The organism is Streptomyces sp. NBC_00335 (assembly GCF_036127095.1).
Taxonomy (GTDB): domain Bacteria; phylum Actinomycetota; class Actinomycetes; order Streptomycetales; family Streptomycetaceae; genus Streptomyces.
In genome coordinates this window covers 8625671-8644204 of the sequence record NZ_CP108006.1, presented here as the reverse complement: position 1 = coordinate 8644204, position 18534 = coordinate 8625671, and the positions used below count along the sequence as shown (strand labels likewise).

Annotated in this window: 18 protein-coding genes; 7 read left to right on the top strand and 11 right to left on the bottom strand. The window is 70.6% G+C overall.

Annotated features, from left to right (window positions below; translation table 11 throughout):
• Together OHA37_RS39150 and OHA37_RS39145 are read left to right on the top strand one after the other, a co-directional pair.
• Complete coding sequence (locus OHA37_RS39150; protein ID WP_266914039.1) at nucleotides 1-1521, top strand: SCO6880 family protein; 1521 nt, start codon at nucleotides 1-3, stop codon at nucleotides 1519-1521.
• Nucleotides 1521-3080: a type VI secretion protein gene (locus OHA37_RS39145; RefSeq protein ID WP_266914037.1), complete on the top strand. Its 1560-nt coding sequence runs from the start codon at nucleotides 1521-1523 to the stop codon at nucleotides 3078-3080. Before OHA37_RS39150 ends, OHA37_RS39145 begins: the two co-directional genes overlap by 1 nt.
• A gap of 165 nt (nucleotides 3081-3245) precedes the next feature.
• Here OHA37_RS39145 and OHA37_RS39140 read toward each other — a convergent pair whose 3' ends face one another.
• Complete coding sequence (locus tag OHA37_RS39140; protein WP_266914035.1) at nucleotides 3246-3566, bottom strand: hypothetical protein; 321 nt, start codon at nucleotides 3564-3566, stop codon at nucleotides 3246-3248.
• Between the two features lie 134 nt (nucleotides 3567-3700).
• On the opposite strand from OHA37_RS39140, the gene OHA37_RS39135 reads away from it, so the two are divergent.
• The 3 genes from OHA37_RS39135 (at nucleotide 3701) to OHA37_RS39125 (ending at nucleotide 7336) form a co-directional block, all read left to right on the top strand.
• Nucleotides 3701-5440: a type IV secretory system conjugative DNA transfer family protein gene (locus OHA37_RS39135; protein ID WP_266914033.1), complete on the top strand. Its 1740-nt coding sequence runs from the start codon at nucleotides 3701-3703 to the stop codon at nucleotides 5438-5440.
• A gap of 33 nt (nucleotides 5441-5473) precedes the next feature.
• The gene (locus OHA37_RS39130) at nucleotides 5474-5995 is read left to right on the top strand and encodes a hypothetical protein (RefSeq protein ID WP_266914031.1); all 522 of its coding nucleotides are present in this window, start codon (nucleotides 5474-5476) and stop codon (nucleotides 5993-5995) included.
• A gap of 468 nt (nucleotides 5996-6463) precedes the next feature.
• Nucleotides 6464-7336, top strand: coding sequence for a hypothetical protein (locus OHA37_RS39125; RefSeq protein ID WP_266914029.1), 873 nt, complete (start codon nucleotides 6464-6466; stop codon nucleotides 7334-7336).
• A 339-nt stretch (nucleotides 7337-7675) separates the two neighbouring features.
• Here OHA37_RS39125 and OHA37_RS39120 read toward each other — a convergent pair whose 3' ends face one another.
• The 5 genes from OHA37_RS39120 to OHA37_RS39100 form a co-directional block, all read right to left on the bottom strand.
• The gene (locus OHA37_RS39120; protein ID WP_266914027.1) at nucleotides 7676-7912 is read right to left on the bottom strand and encodes a hypothetical protein; all 237 of its coding nucleotides are present in this window, start codon (nucleotides 7910-7912) and stop codon (nucleotides 7676-7678) included.
• 52 nt (nucleotides 7913-7964) lie between these two features.
• The gene (locus OHA37_RS39115) at nucleotides 7965-9581 is read right to left on the bottom strand and encodes a hypothetical protein (RefSeq protein ID WP_266914025.1); all 1617 of its coding nucleotides are present in this window, start codon (nucleotides 9579-9581) and stop codon (nucleotides 7965-7967) included.
• Between the two features lies 1 nt (nucleotide 9582).
• Nucleotides 9583-9993: a hypothetical protein gene (locus OHA37_RS39110; RefSeq protein ID WP_266914024.1), complete on the bottom strand. Its 411-nt coding sequence runs from the start codon at nucleotides 9991-9993 to the stop codon at nucleotides 9583-9585.
• 283 nt (nucleotides 9994-10276) lie between these two features.
• Nucleotides 10277-10675: a hypothetical protein gene (locus OHA37_RS39105; protein ID WP_266914023.1), complete on the bottom strand. Its 399-nt coding sequence runs from the start codon at nucleotides 10673-10675 to the stop codon at nucleotides 10277-10279.
• 149 nt (nucleotides 10676-10824) lie between these two features.
• The gene (locus OHA37_RS39100; protein ID WP_266914022.1) at nucleotides 10825-11970 is read right to left on the bottom strand and encodes an epoxide hydrolase family protein; all 1146 of its coding nucleotides are present in this window, start codon (nucleotides 11968-11970) and stop codon (nucleotides 10825-10827) included.
• 63 nt (nucleotides 11971-12033) lie between these two features.
• Between OHA37_RS39100 and OHA37_RS39095 the strand changes: the two genes are divergently transcribed.
• Nucleotides 12034-13002 carry a helix-turn-helix transcriptional regulator gene (locus OHA37_RS39095; protein WP_266914021.1) on the top strand — a complete coding sequence of 323 codons (969 nt, stop codon included), beginning with the start codon at nucleotides 12034-12036 and terminating at the stop codon, nucleotides 13000-13002.
• Between the two features lie 162 nt (nucleotides 13003-13164).
• On the opposite strand, the gene OHA37_RS39090 is transcribed toward OHA37_RS39095, so the two are convergent.
• The 5 genes from OHA37_RS39090 to OHA37_RS39070 form a co-directional block, all read right to left on the bottom strand.
• Nucleotides 13165-14160, bottom strand: a complete 996-nt coding sequence (locus OHA37_RS39090) for a hypothetical protein (RefSeq protein ID WP_266914020.1) — start codon at nucleotides 14158-14160, stop codon at nucleotides 13165-13167.
• Nucleotides 14161-14396: 236 nt separating this feature from the next.
• Nucleotides 14397-14960 (bottom strand): hypothetical protein, encoded by a 564-nt coding sequence (locus OHA37_RS39085; protein ID WP_266914019.1) that lies wholly within the window; start codon nucleotides 14958-14960, stop codon nucleotides 14397-14399.
• 265 nt (nucleotides 14961-15225) lie between these two features.
• On the bottom strand, nucleotides 15226-15492 hold the full coding sequence (locus OHA37_RS39080; protein WP_266914018.1) for a hypothetical protein: 267 nt from the start codon (nucleotides 15490-15492) through the stop codon (nucleotides 15226-15228).
• A gap of 257 nt (nucleotides 15493-15749) precedes the next feature.
• Entirely contained in the window at nucleotides 15750-16595 is an 846-nt protein-coding gene (locus OHA37_RS39075; RefSeq protein WP_266914172.1) for a PaaX family transcriptional regulator C-terminal domain-containing protein, read from the bottom strand.
• Nucleotides 16596-16630: 35 nt separating this feature from the next.
• Nucleotides 16631-17266 (bottom strand): GNAT family N-acetyltransferase, encoded by a 636-nt coding sequence (locus OHA37_RS39070; RefSeq protein WP_266914017.1) that lies wholly within the window; start codon nucleotides 17264-17266, stop codon nucleotides 16631-16633.
• Nucleotides 17267-17380: 114 nt separating this feature from the next.
• On the opposite strand from OHA37_RS39070, the gene OHA37_RS39065 reads away from it, so the two are divergent.
• On the top strand, nucleotides 17381-18445 hold the full coding sequence (locus OHA37_RS39065) for an alpha/beta hydrolase family protein (RefSeq protein WP_266914016.1): 1065 nt from the start codon (nucleotides 17381-17383) through the stop codon (nucleotides 18443-18445).
• Nucleotides 18446-18534 lie beyond the last annotated feature (89 nt).

The window sequence follows — 18534 nt, the reverse complement described above, 5'->3', positions numbered from 1 at the left end:
ATGTCACAGCCCGTTTCCTACGGAGGCTGGCAGTCGGAGACCACCGGCTTCATGGGCCGCCTCTCCGGCCCCGGCTTCGCGATGGTCGCCGCCGCCTCCCTCCTCGCGCTCCTGCCGTTCAACGTCGGCTGGCAGGCCGCGTTCGTGTGCGTACCGCTCGCCCTGCTGCTGCTCGCGCTCGCCTTCGGGCGGGTCTCAGGGCTCAGCGCCGACGAATGGATCTCTCTCGCAGTAAGGCACCAGATCTCCGTGGCCACCCAGCGCAACCTCTTCTTCTCCGGCGCCTTCGCGCCCCGCTCCGCCAAGACCGGGCGGCAACCCATGGACCTCCCCGGCATCCTGGCCCGCCTGCGGATCCTGGAAGCCCCCGACGGACTCGGCGGCCAGCTCGGTGTCGTCCACGACCCGGTGGCCGGCACCTACAGCGCCATCGCCCGCATCTCCTTCCCCGGCCTGGCCCTCGTCGACACCGACAAGCAGACCGCCCGGGTCGCGTCCTGGGCGCAGTTCCTGCGCTCCTACTGCACCGAGGACTCCCCCGTCACCCGCATCGCCGTGCACCAGCGCTGCCTGCCCGACGACGGCGCCGCCCTGGCCTCCTGGACCGCCCGGCACGTCACCCCGGACGCCCCGGCCGCCGCGGTGACCGCGCTCACCGAGCTGATGGACGGCGCCGGACCCGCCGCGGCCACCCGCGAGACCTACCTGACGGTGACCATGTCCTCGGCCCGGGCCCGCCTGGCCATCAAGGGTGCCGGCGGCGGACAGATCGGGGCCGCGGCCGTCCTCGTACGAGAACTGCACGCCATGGGCCAGGCCCTGTCCACCGCGAGCCTGCAGGTCGTCGAGTGGCTCCCGCCCCGCAAGGTCGCGGCGACCGTGCGCACCGCGTACGACCCCGAGGCCCAGCAGATGCTCGCCACCCGGGGCGCCGCCGCCCAGGCACCCGGCTGGACGGGCACCGCGCCCGGCGTCGACGTGGACCTCGCCGGCCCGGCGGCCACCGAGACCGCGTGGGGCATCTACCGGCACGACGGCGCCTGGTCCGTCTCCTACCAGGTCCGCACCTGGCCGCAGGCCGCCGTGTACGCGACCATCCTGCAGCCGCTGATGCGCCCGCGGCAGAATGCCCGCCGCGCGATGACGCTCCTCTACGAGCCGATCGGCCCCCGCCGGGCCCGCCAGGAACTGGCCCGCGACAAGGCCAAGCGCAGCTCCGCCCGCCACCTGCGCGCCAAGTCGGGCCGCGACGAGAGCGAGGACGAGCGCCGCGAGGAGGCCATCTCCCGCCAGCAGGACGTCGCCCGCGCCTCCGGGCAGGGCGTCCTGCGGATGACGGCCGTCCTCACCGTCACCGTCACCGAACTCGACGAGCTGGAGACCGCCTGCGCCGAACTCCAGGCCGACGCCGCAGCCTCCGGGCTGGAAGTACGCCGCATGTGGGGCGCCCAGGACACCGGCTTCGCCACCGGCGCCCTCCCCCTCGGCCAGGGCCTGCCCGACCGCCGGATGGGATTCTGATGGGCCTCTTCTCCCGCCGCCCCGCCGGCGACACCCTCCTCGAAGCCATCGGCATCGACGAGGCCGCAGGCATCGCCGACCGCCCGCCCGTAGCGCTCCCGCAGCAGCGGACCGCCCGGGAAGAGCGGCGTGCCCGCCTCCTCGAAGACCCCGAGACCTCGATGCGGGTCGCCCCGAAGAAGGGGTGGACCCAGCCCTTCGCGGGCCGGGCCGCCTCCGCGCCCCGTACCGAGGTCGTCCGCGCGGACACCGCGAACGCCGCCGGGATGTACCCGTTCCTGCACGCCGCGAGCCTGCCGCCGATCGGCGCGTACATCGGCCGCAACGTCCTGACCACGGAGGCCTTCAGCGCCCACCCCGCGGTCTGGGTGAAGGAAGGGCTGTGCACCAACCCCAACGTGATGGTGACCGGGATCCCCGGCTCGGGTAAGAGCGCGCACATCAAGGCGCTCTCCCTGCGCCTGATGGCGTTCGGCCACCGAACGCTGATCGCCGGGGACGTCAAAGGCGAGTACCAGGCGATGTGCCGTCACCTCGGGGTGGAACCCGTACGCCTGGGTCCCGGACTGCCCGGTCGCCTCAACCCCCTGGACGCGGGCCCGCTCGGCGCCGGCCTGGACCTCATCAAGGACCCGGCCGAGCTGAAGGGCCGCCTCACCGAGATCCACCGCCGCCGCCTCACCCTGCTCAAGGCGCTCCTCGAACTCCAGCTCCGCCGCACCCTGCAGCCCCAGGAGGAAGAAGCCCTCGACGTCGCGGTGCGCGAGGTCACGGGCGAGCTCCACGGCACGGGCGCCACCCGCTTCGCCGTGCCCACCCTCCCCCTCGTCTACGACCGCCTGCGCGACCCCACCGACGCGATGGCCCGCGAGCTCCGCATCCGCGACGGCGACATCCAGCGGGCCCGGGAACAGATGGCCTCCATTCGCTCGGCGCTCGGCGGCATGGTCACCGGCCACCTCGGCGGCCTCTTCGACGAGGCCACCTCCATCGACCTGGACTGGGAGGCCCCCATCCAGTCCGTCGACATCTCCGCGCTGCAGGAGTACGGCGACGAGACGGTTGCCATGGTCCTGTCCTGCGTCAGCAGCTGGGCGCAGTCGGCCATCGACCAGCCGGGGCAGAAGCCGTGGATCGTCGTACGCGACGAGCTGTGGCGGCAGATGCGCTCCGGCGGCGCCACCATGGTCAAGAAGATCGACGCGGACCTCAGGCTCAGCAGGGCGACCGGCACCATCCAGGTCCTGGCCACCCACCGGCTCAGCGACTTCGAGTCCGTCGGCGCGGCCGGCTCCGAGGCCGTCGCCATCGCCCGCGACCTGATCGCCTCCTGCGAAACCCGCATCAGCCTCGCCCAGGACACCCGGCCGCTCCAGATCACCCGCGAGGCCATCGGCCTCACCGACTCCGAATGCGACCTCATCGGCTCCTGGGGCGCCGGCCAGCGCGGCCGCGCGCTGTGGAAGGTCGGGCGTGGGGGCGGCTCGCACGCCGTCCAGCTGATGCTCTCCCGAACGGAGCAACGACTGTTCGAGACCGACGAGAAGATGGTGATCTAAGCCCGTGGGTTCGTCATTCCTGAAGTGTCGAGCGTGCGGAACCCACGGGATCAGCTTGCTGGAGAGCCTGTGTCGGGCCGCCGGTTGGGGAACCGAGGGCTCGCCGGCCGGGCAGGTGTGGGTCGTCGTGTGCACGAGTGACCGCCAGGCCCGACACCGGTCAGGTCAGAGCCACCCGGCCCAGCCGAAGGTCGCGATGTACGCACGCTCGATCGCCCTCCAGCCCCGCCCGCCGCGTTGGCGGACGATGACGAAAGCCAGCGCGAACCAGACCGCGAACACGCCGCCGATGATCAACGGCCATTTCGGGCCCTCGAAGTACCCGACCGCACCGAGTGCCAAGACCGTCAGCACCAAGCCGAAGTGCGCCCCGCCGCGGCTGGTACGCAGTGCCTCGCGCACCACCCTCCGGTCCTCCGCGAGGACCCGCTCGTACGCGTTCGGCGCCGCATCCGCCTGGTGCTCCCGCTCCACGTCCTTTTCCACGGATCCCCCCTCAACAGATCCAGCCCTGCGCAGGACCGGCTCATACCCCCTCAGACGCAACACCCTTCAAGACCGTTGCCCGGTCCAGCAGGGCACGCCTCAACGCAGCGAACCCAAGACAGTAGGTGCATGACGTGTCCGAGCGCACCGGCCCGTCCGCCGCCGGGCTGGACGACAACACGCTGCTCGCCGCGTACGGCGCCGGCCTGGTCGTCACCATCGGCAGCTCGGTCCTGCTGGCCGGGCCGCTCGCCGGACTCCTGTCCGGCAACGGCTGGGTCGGCAGTACGGACAGCGTTCCCTCCACCGTGCTGTCGGCCCTCGTCAAAGGCCCGGGCTCCGTCTACCGGCCCGCCCCGCCCTCCTGGCTGTTCTACGGGCTCACGGCGTTCTTCGTCCTCGTCTTGGGCGCCGTGATCGTCAAGATCTCCAGCACCCTGTCCTTCGGCGGGGCTGCCGGCGGAGCCCAGTGGGGCGGCCCGAAGGTCGAGCGGAAGATGTACGCCGCCAACGACCCGACCAAGAGGGTCAACCGCATCACCGCAGGCCGCGGCCTGCGCACCAAGAACATCGTCGCCGCCCAGCCCAACATCTCGGCGACGGTGTTCGGCGTACCCGGCTCCTCCAAGACCACCGGCCTGGTCCTGCCGAACGCCGCGGAGTGGCAGGGCCCCCTGGTCGTGACCACGACGAAGGCCGCCGACCTCGACGTCATCTACAACCGCCGCGGCGCCATCGGCGTACCCACCGAAGACTGGTCCGATCCTGGGCTCGCAGCCGGATCCGCACGGCCCCCGATCTGGGTCATCGCCCCGGCCGGCATACCCGGCCGGGACAGCGACCGCTGGTCCCCCGTCGCGTACTGCACCGACGCCAAGGCCGCCGACCGGATGGCCTCCTGGCTCGCCGAGGCCTCGGCCTCCGGCGGCGACAAGCGGGCCGCGCCCTGGATCGACCAGGCCAAGAGCGTCCTCAAGGGCATCCTCCTGGCCGCCCACCTCTCCGGCGGCGGGATCTCCGACCTGCGCCGCTGGATCTCGCTCGGCAAGGACGCCGTCGACCACGTCCGCGCCGTCCTCCTCGCGCACGGCTTCACCGACGTCGCCGAGGACTACGCCTCCCCCTGGCTACGCCTGCACGAGGACGGCATCGGCTCCATTCAGTTCAGCCTCAACGTCCTGGCCCGCGTCTTCGCCGACGAAGAGGTCCGCGAGACCTGCGCCCGCTCCGACTTCACCTTCGAGGAATGGCTCGACAAGCGCGGCACCATCTGCGTCATCGCCTCCGAGGCCGACGCCGACCGCTTCGCACCCCTAATCAGTTCCCTGATCGCCGGCGCGATCCACGCGGCGGAGTCCCGCTACAACTCCACGGGCAAGGCCATCGATCCGGCGGTCGGCTTCCTCATCGACGAGGCCGGCAACATGCTCCGCTACCCCCGCCTGCCCGCCATCCTCACCACCGGCCGCGGCATGGGCATCGCCATGCTGACGGTCTGGCACGACCTCTCCCAGCTCCGGGAATCCCTCGGCGTCCAGAAGGCCAACACCGTCCTGTCGGCGAGCGGCCTGCGGATGCTCCTGCCCGGCTGCGGCGACCTGGAGACCCTGCGCTACTTCTCCGGGCTGTACGGGCGCACCGAGGTCATGAAGACCAGCCACGGCCGCTCCCGCGGCGAGCGCTCCACCAACACCCAGGCCAACGAGACCGACCTCGCCCCGGTCCACTCCCTCCAGCAACTCCCCGACTTCACCGCGATCGCCCAGTACACCAACCTGCCGCCGATCAAGGTCAAGATGCGCCTCACCTTCCGCGACAAGGACCTCAAGAAGCTCCTCGCGGACCCCAAGGCCGCCGCCCCCGCCAAGAAGTAGGGAGCCGACGATGACCGAGCCCAGGAGGTATCCGTGCCCGACCCGCTGAACCCGGCAGATCTCTGGCCGACACCACCCGGAGCCGCCGCCGCGAAGAAGGCGGAGCCGCAACGCTGGGTGTGGGTGGCCATGGAACCCCAGGAGCGGCAGATGCGGATGCGCGAGCTGGGCTGCTGGGTGGACTGGCTCCGGACCGCGTTCGAGCTCCACAACACGATCACGCACTGCTGGTACCGGCACTCCGCCGTCCTCGAACACCTCACCGCCCTCTACGCCGGCTGGATGCGCACGTACGCCGGAGAGGAAGAACCCGGCCGCGAGCTCGCCGAAGCCGACTGGATCAACACCCTCCACGCCTTCATCCCCCGCTTGCAGCTCGCCGCCTGCGCGGCCGGCACCCACCAGCCGCCGCCGCTCCTCGTCCCGCCGCCGGCCGACAGCGCCGAGGCCTTCGACCTGTACGTGAGGCTCTCCGACACGACGAGCGCCGCCGCGGTCCATCCGGCGGCGGCCGAGCTCGGCCGCCGCGAAGCCGAACTGAACGCGCCGCTGTAGAGGGCCCGCCGCACAGCAACTGCCTGCCGCCGCCGCCTGTTGCGGCGCAACACGACACCGAGGAGATACCCGCAATGGCAACACCAGCGGACCAGGCAACCGGCCCCACCCCTGCCGCAGACGCCCGTACCGGAACGGGTGCCATGCCCTTGTGGGGGGAGCCCGGCCACCCCATGGAAAGGTTGGACGTGGTCCCGCGGTCCTCTTCGCATCGCGCAGCACCGCGGGATTCGCCCCGTCCGAGCTGTCGGAGGGCAACGACTGCCCGGAGTTCGAAGAGGCGATGGCAGCCTGGGACGACCTCGTCCCCGCCGTTCCCGCAGCCGAGATCCGGACCGCCGTAGTCAAAGACGTGGCCGTCCTGCGGCCCGATGCGCGGGCAGCAGCCGAGATCGCACCGGCCGCCGGTGTCCCTGGAGTTCCGAAGCGAGCGGCTGCCCTGCGCCGCCTGCCGAACCTCCGGTTGCCGTGCCGACGGCTCCGGAGGCGGGAGCGGGCGTAGCAACGGCTCTGGCCGGCGCCGACACCCACGCCGACAGGCTCAAGGACCACCCGGAGTGGCAGCGGATCCAGACCGTCCGAGGCGCCCTGGGGCACGTCTGGGACGTGATGAAGGAGAAGGCCGGCCCCTACTGGGAGAACCTGAAGGCCGACGTCCGGTTCCAGGGCTTCTGGAAGGCCGCGTCCATCCGGGCCTGCGAGGCGATCTCGTCCTCCGCGTCGACGCTGGCGCGCCGCCTCCAGGGCGACCTCCCCGCCGCCGACGCCTTGCTCAAGCTCTCCGATGCGACCCTCACCTACAGCAACGCCCCGGCCCGGGCCGAGCCCGGCCTGGCACCCTCGGCGAAGCCGGTCGCCAAGGAGACCGCCGACTCTGCTGAGGCGCCGATGCCTCAGCTCGTCGAACGAAAGCCCCCCACGGCGTACGCCACCCGCGAAGACTCCGTACGGGCGGCCCAGGAGGTGACGAAGAACTTCCAGGACTGGATCGCCAGCCCCATGGGCCAGGAGCTGGTCACCTCCGACCACCGCAGGGTGGCCGAGTTCCGCGACGCCTGGCAGCAGTTGCCGCCGCATGACAGCGGACCGGGCCCGGCCGTAGGCCCGTACGACAACGTCGCCGAGCGGGCCAAGGCCCTCGTCACGGCAGCGGTCGGCTCTGCCCGCTTCGCCCCCGGCGACCTCCAGGCCCTGGCACAGACCACTGACCGGCACGCGGCCCGGCTCGCAGTCACCCTGCTACCCGGCACGGCAACCCCGGCGCAGAGGGCGGCGGCCCCGGCACCCCGGGTAGCGGTTTCCCCGCCTGCAGCGACCCGCACCCCACGGGCGGCGGTGTAGCCGGTCCGGGGCAATGCTTCCTAGCTCCCCGCCTCCCGCGGCCCGGCACACAGCCCAAGGCCCTGGCCATCCGGCCGGCGGCGGGGCAACGACCTGTGGGCCGGCCCCCTTACCGGTCTACCCTGGCTTCCAGGCCCTGGTGGACTTCTCGTCGGACTTGCGGGAGATGCTAGATATGCCGGATTCGGTGAAAGTGCTTCAGAACATGCTGCTCTCAACCTAGAGTCGCAGGTCAGCAAGTCTGCTCCCCACGCACGCGGGGATGACCCAAGGGCCGGTGGATGGGCGTGCGGTGGGAAGACTGCTTCCCGCGCAGGCGGGGATCACCCCTGCCGACAGCTACATGGCGGCCCGCAGCATCCCCGCCGTCTTGGCCATGGCGGCCTTCGCCGGCTCGTCGGTAGCGGTCCGTGCGGCGTCTTCCAGCAGGAGCGCGGCTGCCTGGAGGAGTCCGACGTGCACGGGCACGGTCTCCAGCCCGGTGAGCGCGGCCATGGCCTGGGCGGTGGCGCTCTGCGGGATAAGGGTGCTGACGCCGCGTCCGACGATCCGTTGGGACTGCGTTGGTGTACTCACGAGGTGATTCTCGCGGGTCCGGACACCAAACTGCCCACGCCCGCGAGCGGGCTCACTGCCGCAGTCCCGGACGGCGCCCGATCGCCAGGTCGGTGGGCACCTCCGCCCGGGGCAGCGCCCGCTGCCGAGCCTGTGCCGGCTGCGTGGGGGCCCACCTCTGTTCCTGGGCGATCGACTGGTGGGCGGCAGCATCCAGCATCGCCCGCGGCACCGGAGTGCCCGCGCTCTGCGCGGCGGACAGGAGCGCGGCGGCGCTCTTCTGCTCCGCGCCCATCACCGCCGCGTAGGCCCCTGTCAGGGACTCGATCTGTCGGGAGTGGACGGGGTAGAAGGACCGGTTCTTGTCGGGAGTCCGGGGCCTGTGTTCATCGGAGTTGGTCACCAGGCCGGCCTCGGCGCGCCGGACCACCCACGGGGCGGCGCCCGCCATCTGCCAGCCGGTGGCCGACAGCCGGTACGCGGTCGCGGCGAGGGCTCCCGCTCCCCCGGCGTCGGCGACGATGTCGGCGGCCGGCCTGCCAGGCCCCGGCGGCTGCTTGGGGGTCCACTGCGGGCCGAGCAGCAGCTGGCCCAGGCGCACCGTGCTCGTACGGGAGATCACCACCGCGGGATGGGGGTCGGTCGACGGCATCTTCACCGCTTTGCCCTGGCGGACCTGCGCGTAGCCCGGCGGCGGGAGTGGTGGGTGTTCCCGGGGATCGCCCGTATCGACGACGTTGCCCCAGGCTGCGGCGGCCTTGTCCCAGGCCTTGGAAGACTCTCGCAGCGCCATGGCAGCGCTCTTCAGACCGTCCTTTGCGGCGCCGTCCGTCATGTCCCCGGCGACGTGCATCAGGGTCCGCCCAGCGAGCAGCCGGCTCATCGCGTTCCAGGAGGAGATCTGCTTGAGGTCCGCGCCGCTGAGCCGCTGCTCCGCGCTGTCGTGCAGGGCGGTGTACGCGGCGCGGGAGAGCCGCTCGCTGTCCTCCGCGAGGCGGGTGGTGATGGCACTGGTTTCGTCCGTCGCCGCCGCTTGGACCGGTTCTACGGGTAGCGCCGCAGGGAGCGAGGCCAGGTCGGGATCGGCGTCGCGGGTCGCCGCCTGCGCGTAGACGGAGGCGTGGTCGAGTGATGTCCTGGCCTGTTGGAAGGCGTCGACAGCGCCGGGATGCTCGGCACCCTGGGAGAGCCGGTGCACAACGTGGCCTGCCTCCCAGGCGACTTCTGAGTACCGCCGGGCGAGGTAGTCGAACGCCTTCTGGCGCCGCAGCAGGTAGGCGTACGGCGTCAGTGGGGTCCGGTCGGGACCGAGATGGCTGCTGATCGTGTCGCGTACGGCGCCCACGGCTTGCGCCGCCAAGGCGATCCGTTCGCCGGCCGGTCCGCCCTCCCCTGCCTGCGGGGCCAGGTACCGGCGAGCGGTGCCCAGCGCCTTCCGCGCGTCGCCCAGGCAGTCCTCCAGGTTCTGCTCCGCCTGGGTCAGCTCCCGTCGGCGCCGCTGGTCTTCGTCGGCCGTCGGAGTAGGGGTGTACGCCCTGGGACCAAGACCCTTCTGCATCTGTAACAGCAGCCCGTCGACTTCGTCGGCCAGAGCGGCACGCTCATCGGAGGCGACGGAGGCAAGCGGGGTCTGTGCCACCTCCTGCAGGTGTGCGATCGCGACGTCGAAGAGCTCCCCGAGGGTCGCCACCTCACTGCCCCCGAACGAAGGACAGGGCCACGGCCGCACCGGACGCCAGTTCCCCGACCTCGACCAGAGCCCGGGCCGATGCCGCGTCCGCCACCTCGCCGGCCGACAGCCGCGTCAGCACGGCGCTGACGTGCTCCAGCAGTCGTACGTACGGAGCGAGACCGGCGGCCCCCGGTTCCGGGGGCGGAGCCGTGACCAGCAGGCTTGTCTCGGGCAGCGGAAGGCGGTCGCGGCCTTCCGAGCACTGTTGCGAGACGATCATCGCCTGCAGCTCGTCGCTGCCTTCGTCGAAGGTGATGCTGTGGGCGAGTTTGGTGATCATGTCGAAGACGTCCCAAGCCGCCGCCAGCGCAGCGCCGGCGTCCTCGGAGTCCAACTGCTCATCCAGCCTCAGTAGCGCCGATGCAGACATCAACCGCCCCTCCTTCATGTCGGAATGGCGACGATCGTCCCACCTCGCAAGCACCCGGTAAGCACGCCTGTGGATAAGCCACACCCTGTGGAGACGGCCGGCTGGGGCGGGACCGGCCGAGGTGAAACGTCTCCTCAGCTCTCCGCCCCGAGGCGCTCGCTGAGGGGCGTCCGACTGAGCGGGTGCCGTCGAGGTTTGGCCGACGCTGCTGCAGCGCCGGCGCCCGCTCAGGTGGCCACGCGGGCTTCTCTGGTCGCTGGCGCGAGGGCTTGCCCGACGCGGCTCAGGTGTCCGGACCGCAGACGGTGCCGCCGGGTTGCTGGCGGGAGTACTGGACCATGGCTTCCTGCGAGATCGAGGGCGTGCTGCCGTCGGCGGGGGTGAGGGTGTAGAAGACAGTGATGGAGCCCTCGGTGACGGCGTCCAGGACACCGACCCAGGGGATGGTGTAACTGACGGAGGTGGTGTCAGCGGTGACGCTCACGACACCCTGGGTCTTCGCGGCCAAGGTCTGCCCGGAGGTGTCGCTGCAGACCGTGACGTCGAAAGTGACCTTGTCGCCGGTCGTGAACGGTATGTGGTCCACCACGACGAGGACGCCATTCCAGGGCTTCTGCAGGCAATTGATCGAGCCGGGGGGCTCCTCGAAGGGAAATTCCGGGAAGTCGAGTTCGACCGGCATGCAGGCTCCTGGTTGTCGAAGGGCGGCCGGGACCGGGAGCTCGGACTCCCGCCCCGTGATCATGGGTCGATCCGCGTACGCGCCCGGATGATCTGCCGCCTGCCGCCCCGTGACCGCATCGGATGCCAAGGCTGACCGACCTTGAGGTGTCAGGCGCCGCGCGCGGCGAAGAAGGCGCGGACGTCGGCGACGAACGCCTCCGGCTGCTCCAGTGAGAGGAAGTTGCCGCCGCGCTCCAGCTCGGTCCAGTGGGTGATGTTGTGGTCTCGCTCGGCGAAGCGGCGGATGGCGATGTCGGTGTGCAGGGCGACGGCGACGCCGGTCGGGACGGTGCCACGGGCCTTCGGGGCCCAGGCGCTCGGGTCGTGGCCCGCCTCGTAGTACAAGTTCGCCGAGGAGCCCGCCGTGCCGCTGAACCAGTAGACACTGACGTTGGTCAGCAGGCGGTCGCGGCCCACGGCATCCTCGGGGAGCTCGGCGGCGGGGTCCGTCCATTCCTTGAACTTCTCCGCGATCCAAGCGAGTTGACCGACCGGCGAGTCATGCAGTCCGTAGGCGAGGGTCTGCGGACGAGTGGACTGGATGGCGTTGAAGCCCATCTTGTCCTGCTGGAAATCCTCCAGCCGCGCCAGCCGCTCCTGCTCGGACGTGGTCAGCCCCTCGAACTCGGCAGGATCCCCGGAGGGGAAGGTGACCAGGCCGTTGACGTGAATGCCGACGACCAGGTCTGGGGCCTGCCGCCCCATCTCGGCAGCGATCCAGGCTCCACCACCTGTGCCCTGGACGCCGTAAGTGCTGTAGCCGAGCCGCCCCATCAGCTCGACGAACGCCCCGGCGATGCGGCCGGTGTTCCAACCGGCCTCGCCGAGCGGACCGGAGAAACCAGTGCCGGGCGTGGACGTCACAACGACGTGGAAGTCCTCCGTCAGCGGCCGGATGACCTCGACGAACTGCACGAACGAGCAGGGCCAGTCATGCAGCAGGAGCAGCGGCACGGCCGCAGGGTTCTGCGAGCGGACGTGCAGGAAGTGGATGTTCTGGCCGTCGATCTCGGTGGTGAACTGCGGGAACTCATTGAGCTCCGCCTCCGCCTTGCGCCAGTCGAAACCGTCGGCCCAGTACGCGGCCAGGGCCTTGAGGTAGTCGGTGGGCACACCCCGGCTCCAGCCGGCGCCGGGGATCTCGCCGCTCCAGCGGGTACGTGCCAGCCGCTCCCGCAGGTCGTCGAGATCCGCCTGCGGGACATCGATGCGGAACGGCTGGATCCGGGCGTCGGTGTTGCTCTTGTTCTCCATGAGTACGACAGTATTCTCAATATAGGCACGATACGTTCCTAATGGCACGACAGGCTTGTCCTCATGCTTGATACATCCGCACGGTTGCTGCGCCTGCTCTCCCTCCTGCAGACCCCGAGGGCCTGGCCGGGATCAGAGCTGGCCGGGCGCCTCGGGGTGAGCGGCCGCACCGTCCGCAACGACATCGACCGACTGCGCGAGCTCGGCTACCCCGTGGACGCCACACGCGGAACCACCGGTGGCTACCGGCTGGGCGCCGGGGCGGTGATGCCCCCGCTGCTCCTCGACGACGAGGAGGCCGTCGCGGTGACGATCGCCCTGCGTACCAGCGCGCAGGGCACCGTCCCCGGCACCGAGGAAATCTCCCTGCGGGCGCTCGCCAAGCTGGAGCAGGTGCTGCCCTCCCGGCTGCGCCGCCGGGTGCGGACCCTCATGTCGTACACCGTGGCCGTGCCGGCCGACCGTCCGGCCCCGACCGTCACCGCGGAGGTACTGACCACCCTGGCGTCCGCCTGCCGCGACCAGGAACGTCTGCGCTTCGACTACCTGGACCACGCCGGCTCGCCCACCCGCCGCATCGTGGAGCCATATCGGGCGGTGAACTGGGGACAGCGCTGGTACCTGGTGGCATGGGACGTCGAGCGCCAGGACTGGCGGACCTTCCGGGCCGACCGAATCCAGCCCCGCACCCCGACCGGGCCGCGCTTCACCCCGCGCGAACTGCCCGGCGGCGACGCTGCGGCGTACGTCTCCCAACGAGTATCGGGCGCGGCCTGGCGCTACCACGCACGGGTTACCGTCCACGCCCCGGCGGCGGCGGTGATCGAGCAGATCAATCCTGCGGTCGGCACGGTCGAGGCACTCGACGCCAACACCTGCGTCATGACCACCGGCGCCGATACAGTGCAGACCCTCGCGGTCTATCTGGGCATGCTCGACTTCGACTTCCGTGTCACCGAGCCCGTGGAACTGGTCACCCACCTGCGTCGACTCGCGGACCGCTACTCCCGCTCCACACCGCCTACCTCCTGAGGCGAAGAGGCCCGCCAGACGTGCCAAGAAGCCGGATTCTGGGAACGACCGCGAGAGTCTGCTGCGGGAAATATCGGCGGGAGACAGGAACGGGGTTCGGCGTGTCTCGTGCCAGGGCAGCTCGCGGCGGCTCGCTGGTCAAGCCCCCAAGCCCCGAATCCCCTACGAGAGCACCCACTGTGGCGGGTGGCCGGGGTCGGCCGGGCAGGTGAAGACGTGCAGGTCCCGGTCCCGGCCGAAGCGAAGCCGGGTGGGGTGGGCAACGGACGGGCCGCCCTGGATCGAGGCCTTCCCCCGTAGGGACGGGTCGCGGTCTTCCAGGGGCGTCCAGCTGTGCGAGCCGGCGTCCATCTCGTAGCCGTCGGCGGTCAGCAGCAGCCGCATCGGGGTCGCGCAGGCTTCGCAGCCGATGGCCATCGGGCCCGTCGACGCCCAGCTCGGAAAGCCGCCCACCCGCCAGCCGGGCGGGATCGACAGGTCGAACTGGTAGCTGGGGGCCTCAGGGCCGTGTTCCGCCGCCTGGGCTTCGTCCCACGCGTCGATGCGGGCGATCAAAGAGGTCGGCAGCGTGTCGTCCTCCGCCCAGGGATAGGTGTCCACCTCTTCGGGATGCAGGACACACGGCGCGGGGAGTTCGTGCTCCCATCGCAGCATGGGTACTTCGGGCGGGGCGGCGAGGAAGCGTTCCACGCGCTCGGTCTCTGCGGCCTGCCGCCACCGCAGGTGGTAACGGCGCTCCAGGTACGGACCGTGGTTGAACGGGCAGCGGAAGATCTGCGCCAGATCAGCACCATCGGGCCCGGCCGCCAGAGCCGGGATGTCCCGGCGGAAGAACTGGGCGAGGCCTATGAACGGCACCGGGCCGTCTTTCCCGGACGTTCCGGAGCCCGGCCACGGCTGGCTCCGCGGCCAGACGCCCGCGGCCCGGGCACTGCGGATCTCGTCCGGCACGTACCCCTCGCTTTCGGGCTGGTGGGGCTCGCGGCAGACCGGCCACGGCTCGACGTCCGGCCACAGCATCGGACCGCCGACATGGCTCTCACGCATGCCGGGCCGTCCCGGCCTGGGGTGCAGTCGGGTCGTGCGGCCCCGGTAGGGGGCCAGGTCCGGGAACACGGCCTCCGCGGAGACCGGTCTGGTCGGCGTGGTCCTGGTCATGCGCAGACCGTACGTGGCCGGGAAGATGCCACGCGAACGGATTGCGGCGATCCCGTCCGGCCATGACCCGCAGCGCTGTTCATCAGGGCCGCGTCCTCCTGGACGCATCGTGCCGAGCACAATCACCGTCCTGAAGCAAGGATCGAGGCGTTCTCTGAACTCGGCGATATCGATTTCCGGAGAGGGGAAGCGTTCCTGCCCCCGGGCAACAGGTGTTCTCGGAATCCGGAATCCGCCTACAGAGCCACGGGTCCGACACCACTGCGTGGCAGAGCCGACGCGCCCCGCTTTGTCTTCGCGTGCACGCGGTCGCGAAGCTCGGCCTGGTAGAAGACAGCTTTGTCACCGCCGAGCCCGAAGGACTCACAGATGTCCGCCACTGTTTCGGCGTCTTCCGCAGTACCCGTGAGCCCGATCTGGACAAGCCTCCAGTACCCCTGCTGCACGTGCTGCCTGCACCCCTCGCCCAGACCCTCACTTCCCGCGGTCGGCCCGTAGTCGCAGGAACCCGCGGCCACGAAGGACAACGTCTGCAGCAGCACCTCTCGTGCCAGGGTGGAGAGGTCGCCCGCCAGCGCGGCCATGATCACGCCGACCGCCGGCGGAGTGCACTCGAAGATGATCGTGCTTCCCTCGACATGGCCATCGAGGGTGTATCCGATCATGTCCTGGGGCGTCTCAGCAGTGATGATCGCCTCGATCAGAAGCGGCACATGCTCCGCAGAGTCACCGCAGCCGCACTCCAACGACGCCCAATCGACGCGTCGCATTTCTGCACGCACCAGCTCACCGACCACCACCGCGGCCCCCCTCAAAGCATGCAGGCCCCGGGCCCCGGCACTAGCGATCAAGCATGAGCCAACCATCGGTCCCCTCCCCGCCGTCGTGTGCGTCACGAAATATCCGCCACAGCCATTCCTTTCCGGAGGGCGAGGCATGGCACCCTGCGGGCCCGTGCCTGCCGGTTGGGGCAGTAGGACCACCACGACAGGCTCCCGGGCCACGAGGTGCGCGGCTCTCGATGTCAAACGTCCCGGCCGGATCAGCGGCACGTGAAGCGGTGGGTCACCCTTCGACCGTCAAGACAAGGCCCACGAGGCAGAGGGCCAGGCCGGCGGGAAGTATGAAGCCGCCCATGAGCCGGAAGAACCAGGGGCCGAGCTGCGACGGCTCGGTGAGGCTCAAGTCCATCGTCCGGGCAGCAGTCACAGCCCGTCCGGTGTTGCGGCGTGCCGCAGCCTTGTCCGCCGTACCGCGAAGGTTGAAGAGCAACACGGATCCCCAGCCCACGGAGACCGTTCCGAACACCAGCAACGCGATTCCCACACCCACGGCGACCCTCCCCAAGACGCCGCCCGACTGCGGCCGTCTGCCGGACTCTGTCAGCCGTCCGCCTGGAGAGCAAGCGATCTTGAGGAGGAGCGCCCCAAGGCCTCGGCCCCAAGCGGAACGGCATCACGGTGGTTGATGCCGTGTGCGGTGAGCCGGCTCGGTGCCCGGCCAACAACCACGGATTCAGGCACACAACCACTCACTCCGGCGGACGCCAGAACGGATACGCATCAAAGTGCGCGTCCTCTGTCCCGTCTTCAGCGCGCGGCTCGGTCTGCAGCTTCTCGGGTGATGTCGGCGTAGAGGCGGAAGAGGGCCGGGCGGGCTTCGCCGCCGTCTCGTTCGTGCAGGGCCGCCCAGCACCGGGCGATGAGCTCTCGGGCCTGGGTGCCGGGCCAGGGCTGGGGCAGGAGCTGAGGAGGCAACAGTGGGTCGGGCTCCATGGCGCGGGTGAGTTCGGCGGCAAGCTCGACCGCGATGGTGAGGAGTGCGGACGCGGAGAGTCCGGCAGGGCCGGTGAGCCGGGCGAGGCGGGGCCGGGCGATGCGGCTGAGGCGGTGGTAGCGGTCGGCGATCTCCTGCAGGGACCACAGGCGGCGGGCGAGTTCGACAGGCTCTTGGGTGTCGCCCTTGCGCAGGTCGGTCGTAGTGAGAAGGGTGAGCGCGCCATGGGCGCCGAGGCGGTGGGCCGCTTCTTCGACGTACGGTTCCCAGGCGTTGGCGCAGACGTACAGTCCGCCCTGGAGCGGGGCTCCGCCGAGGTGGACGAGGGTTTCACGCAGGGCGTCCCGGGCCGTGCGTGCCGATTCGGGCACCGCGAAGGCGGCCAGGTGCCAGACGCCGTCCCAGGGCGCGAGCCCGGCGTCTTGCTGGAACGCGTGCCGGAGGAAGTCCGCGTTGGGAGCCAGAGCACGCGTGGTGTCCTCGGTCGCGTGCAGCTCCGCCTTGCGGCCACGGCCCTCGTGGGTGAACCGGCCCTCGGCCACGAGGCGTTTGACGCACAGCCGCACCTGCTGGTCGCTCATGCCCAGGGTGTTGGCGACGGTGTAGAGCTCGTCCGCGCCGACGGTGCCGTCCTCGCGGATCAGCGCGTGGACGAGCATGCGGGTGGGGACCTCGACGTGGTCCGTCTCGGCGCTCACAGTTCTCGTGCTCCTCTCGTTGCGACGGCGCGACGCATGGTGGTCACGGCTCCGAACCCCAGCAGCCCGCGCAGGTAGGGCGTGTGCGCGGTACGCACGGCCGTGAAGCCGAGCCGCTCGTACAGGGCCCTGGCGCGCGGATTGATGTCGATCACATCCAGTCTGATCTCCCAGCAGTGCTGTTCCGCCGCGACGGCGGCCACCTCCTCGATGAGCAGGCTACCGACGCCACGCCCGCGCATGCCCGGGTCCACGGCGATGCCGTCCATGACGAGCTGTCCGGGGGCCGGGTGGCGTTCGAACAGGGCGAGGAGCAGGAGTCTGTGCAGTCCTCGCAGGTGTCCGTACGCGCGCAGCACGGCGGAGGCCGATCCCCCGGTGAGGGCGCGGCCGCCGATCTGGTAGCCGGCGAGGCCGACGAGCCGGCCGTCGATGAGTGCGCAGACCGCGCGATCGGCGTTCAGGTGGGCGGCGATGAAGGGCACCGCCTTGTCCGGCGGGTTCAGCGCGGGGCCCAGCTTGCGGCCGAAAGCCTCCCAGTACAGCTCGGCCGCCCGCCGCTCGGCGCCGGCCGGAAGGCCGCGCCGGACCGTCAGCGGTCCAGTACCGGTGTCCGTCGTGTCCAGCCCCATACCGTGCCCTCTTTTCTCGCTGCATCCCGAAACTCAAAACTATCATTCTCGCGACGATCGTGCTTGCGGTGATAGTTTTAGGCTCGCTCACCCGAACAGAGGCGGTCAGATCCCATGTATCCAAAGATCCAGCCCCGACGGCGCGGGCTCCGCATAGCCGTGTGGTCACTCGTCACGGTCCTGGTCGTGGCCGCCGGTCTCGGCGGCGTGGTGCTGTGGCAGAACTCCTACGCCATGGACGAGCAGCGGGTATCGATCCGCCACGGCGGCCACACCCTCAACGGAGTACTGGCCACCCCCAAGGACGGCCGCAAACGCCACGGCCTGGTCGTGTACGTCCACGGCGACGGCCCCGTAGACGCCACCCACGACGACGGGTACCGGCCCATGTGGGAAGCGAACGCCAAGGCCGGCTACGCCTCCCTGTCCTGGGACAAGCCCGGCGTCGCGGGTGCGCCCGGGAACTGGCTCGGCCAGTCCATGGACGACCGGGCCGAGGAGACAGCCGCCGCCATAGCCTGGGCGCGCGGCCGCCCGGACATCGACGGCGACCGGATCGGCCTCTGGGGCGTCAGCCAGGCGGGCTGGGTCCTGCCGAAGGTCGCCGCCAAGACGCCCGTGAGCTTCGTCATCGCCGTCTCGCCCGCGATCAACTGGCTCCAGCAAGGCCGCTACAACCTCCTCGCCGAACTGCGCGCCGACGGCGCGTCAGCAGCCCGTACCGACGCGGCGATCGCCAAGAGCGACACCACCCGACGGCTGCTGGAACGCCACGCGACCTTCGAGGAGTACATCGAGGCCATGGACGGCGACGCGGACGGCATCACCGCCGATCGCTGGGGCTTCATCTCCAAGAACTACACCGCGGACGCCACGCAAGACCTTCGCGCCCTGCGCGGCGTACCGGTGCTGCTGGCCCTCGCGGGCCAGGACATCAACGTAGACGTCGCCGACACGGAGCGCGTCTACCGCGAGGTACTGGCCGCAGGCGGTGCATTGACGGCCAAGCGCTACCCGGACGCGACCCATTCCCTCATCAAGCGGTCCATCGAGCAGTCAGACCTCAAGATCACGCTCACTGCGCTCTTCGCGCCCCGCTCGCTCTTCGCGGACGGATTCCTGGACGGCCAACGGCAGTTCCTCAAGGATCTCGACCGAGGCAGCAAGGCCACTCCGTGACAGTCCAGCAAGATCGGCCATGCCGCGTGGTGCACGTTCGCGTGTGCCGCCCGGCCCGCTGGGACGGCCGCGCCCGTGCCAGCTTCGGC

Coding starts and splice junctions, on each gene's coding strand:
- OHA37_RS39150 (WP_266914039.1), top strand. CDS start 1: ATGTCACAGCCCGTTTCCTACGGAGGCTGGCAGTCGGAGACCACCGGC.
- OHA37_RS39145 (WP_266914037.1), top strand. CDS start 1,521: ATGGGCCTCTTCTCCCGCCGCCCCGCCGGCGACACCCTCCTCGAAGCC.
- OHA37_RS39110 (WP_266914024.1), bottom strand. CDS start 9,993: ATGTCTGCATCGGCGCTACTGAGGCTGGATGAGCAGTTGGACTCCGAG.
- OHA37_RS39105 (WP_266914023.1), bottom strand. CDS start 10,675: ATGCCGGTCGAACTCGACTTCCCGGAATTTCCCTTCGAGGAGCCCCCC.
- OHA37_RS39100 (WP_266914022.1), bottom strand. CDS start 11,970: ATGGAGAACAAGAGCAACACCGACGCCCGGATCCAGCCGTTCCGCATC.
- OHA37_RS39095 (WP_266914021.1), top strand. CDS start 12,034: ATGCTTGATACATCCGCACGGTTGCTGCGCCTGCTCTCCCTCCTGCAG.
- OHA37_RS39090 (WP_266914020.1), bottom strand. CDS start 14,160: ATGACCAGGACCACGCCGACCAGACCGGTCTCCGCGGAGGCCGTGTTC.
- OHA37_RS39075 (WP_266914172.1), bottom strand. CDS start 16,595: ATGCTCGTCCACGCGCTGATCCGCGAGGACGGCACCGTCGGCGCGGAC.
- OHA37_RS39070 (WP_266914017.1), bottom strand. CDS start 17,266: ATGGGGCTGGACACGACGGACACCGGTACTGGACCGCTGACGGTCCGG.
- OHA37_RS39065 (WP_266914016.1), top strand. CDS start 17,381: ATGTATCCAAAGATCCAGCCCCGACGGCGCGGGCTCCGCATAGCCGTG.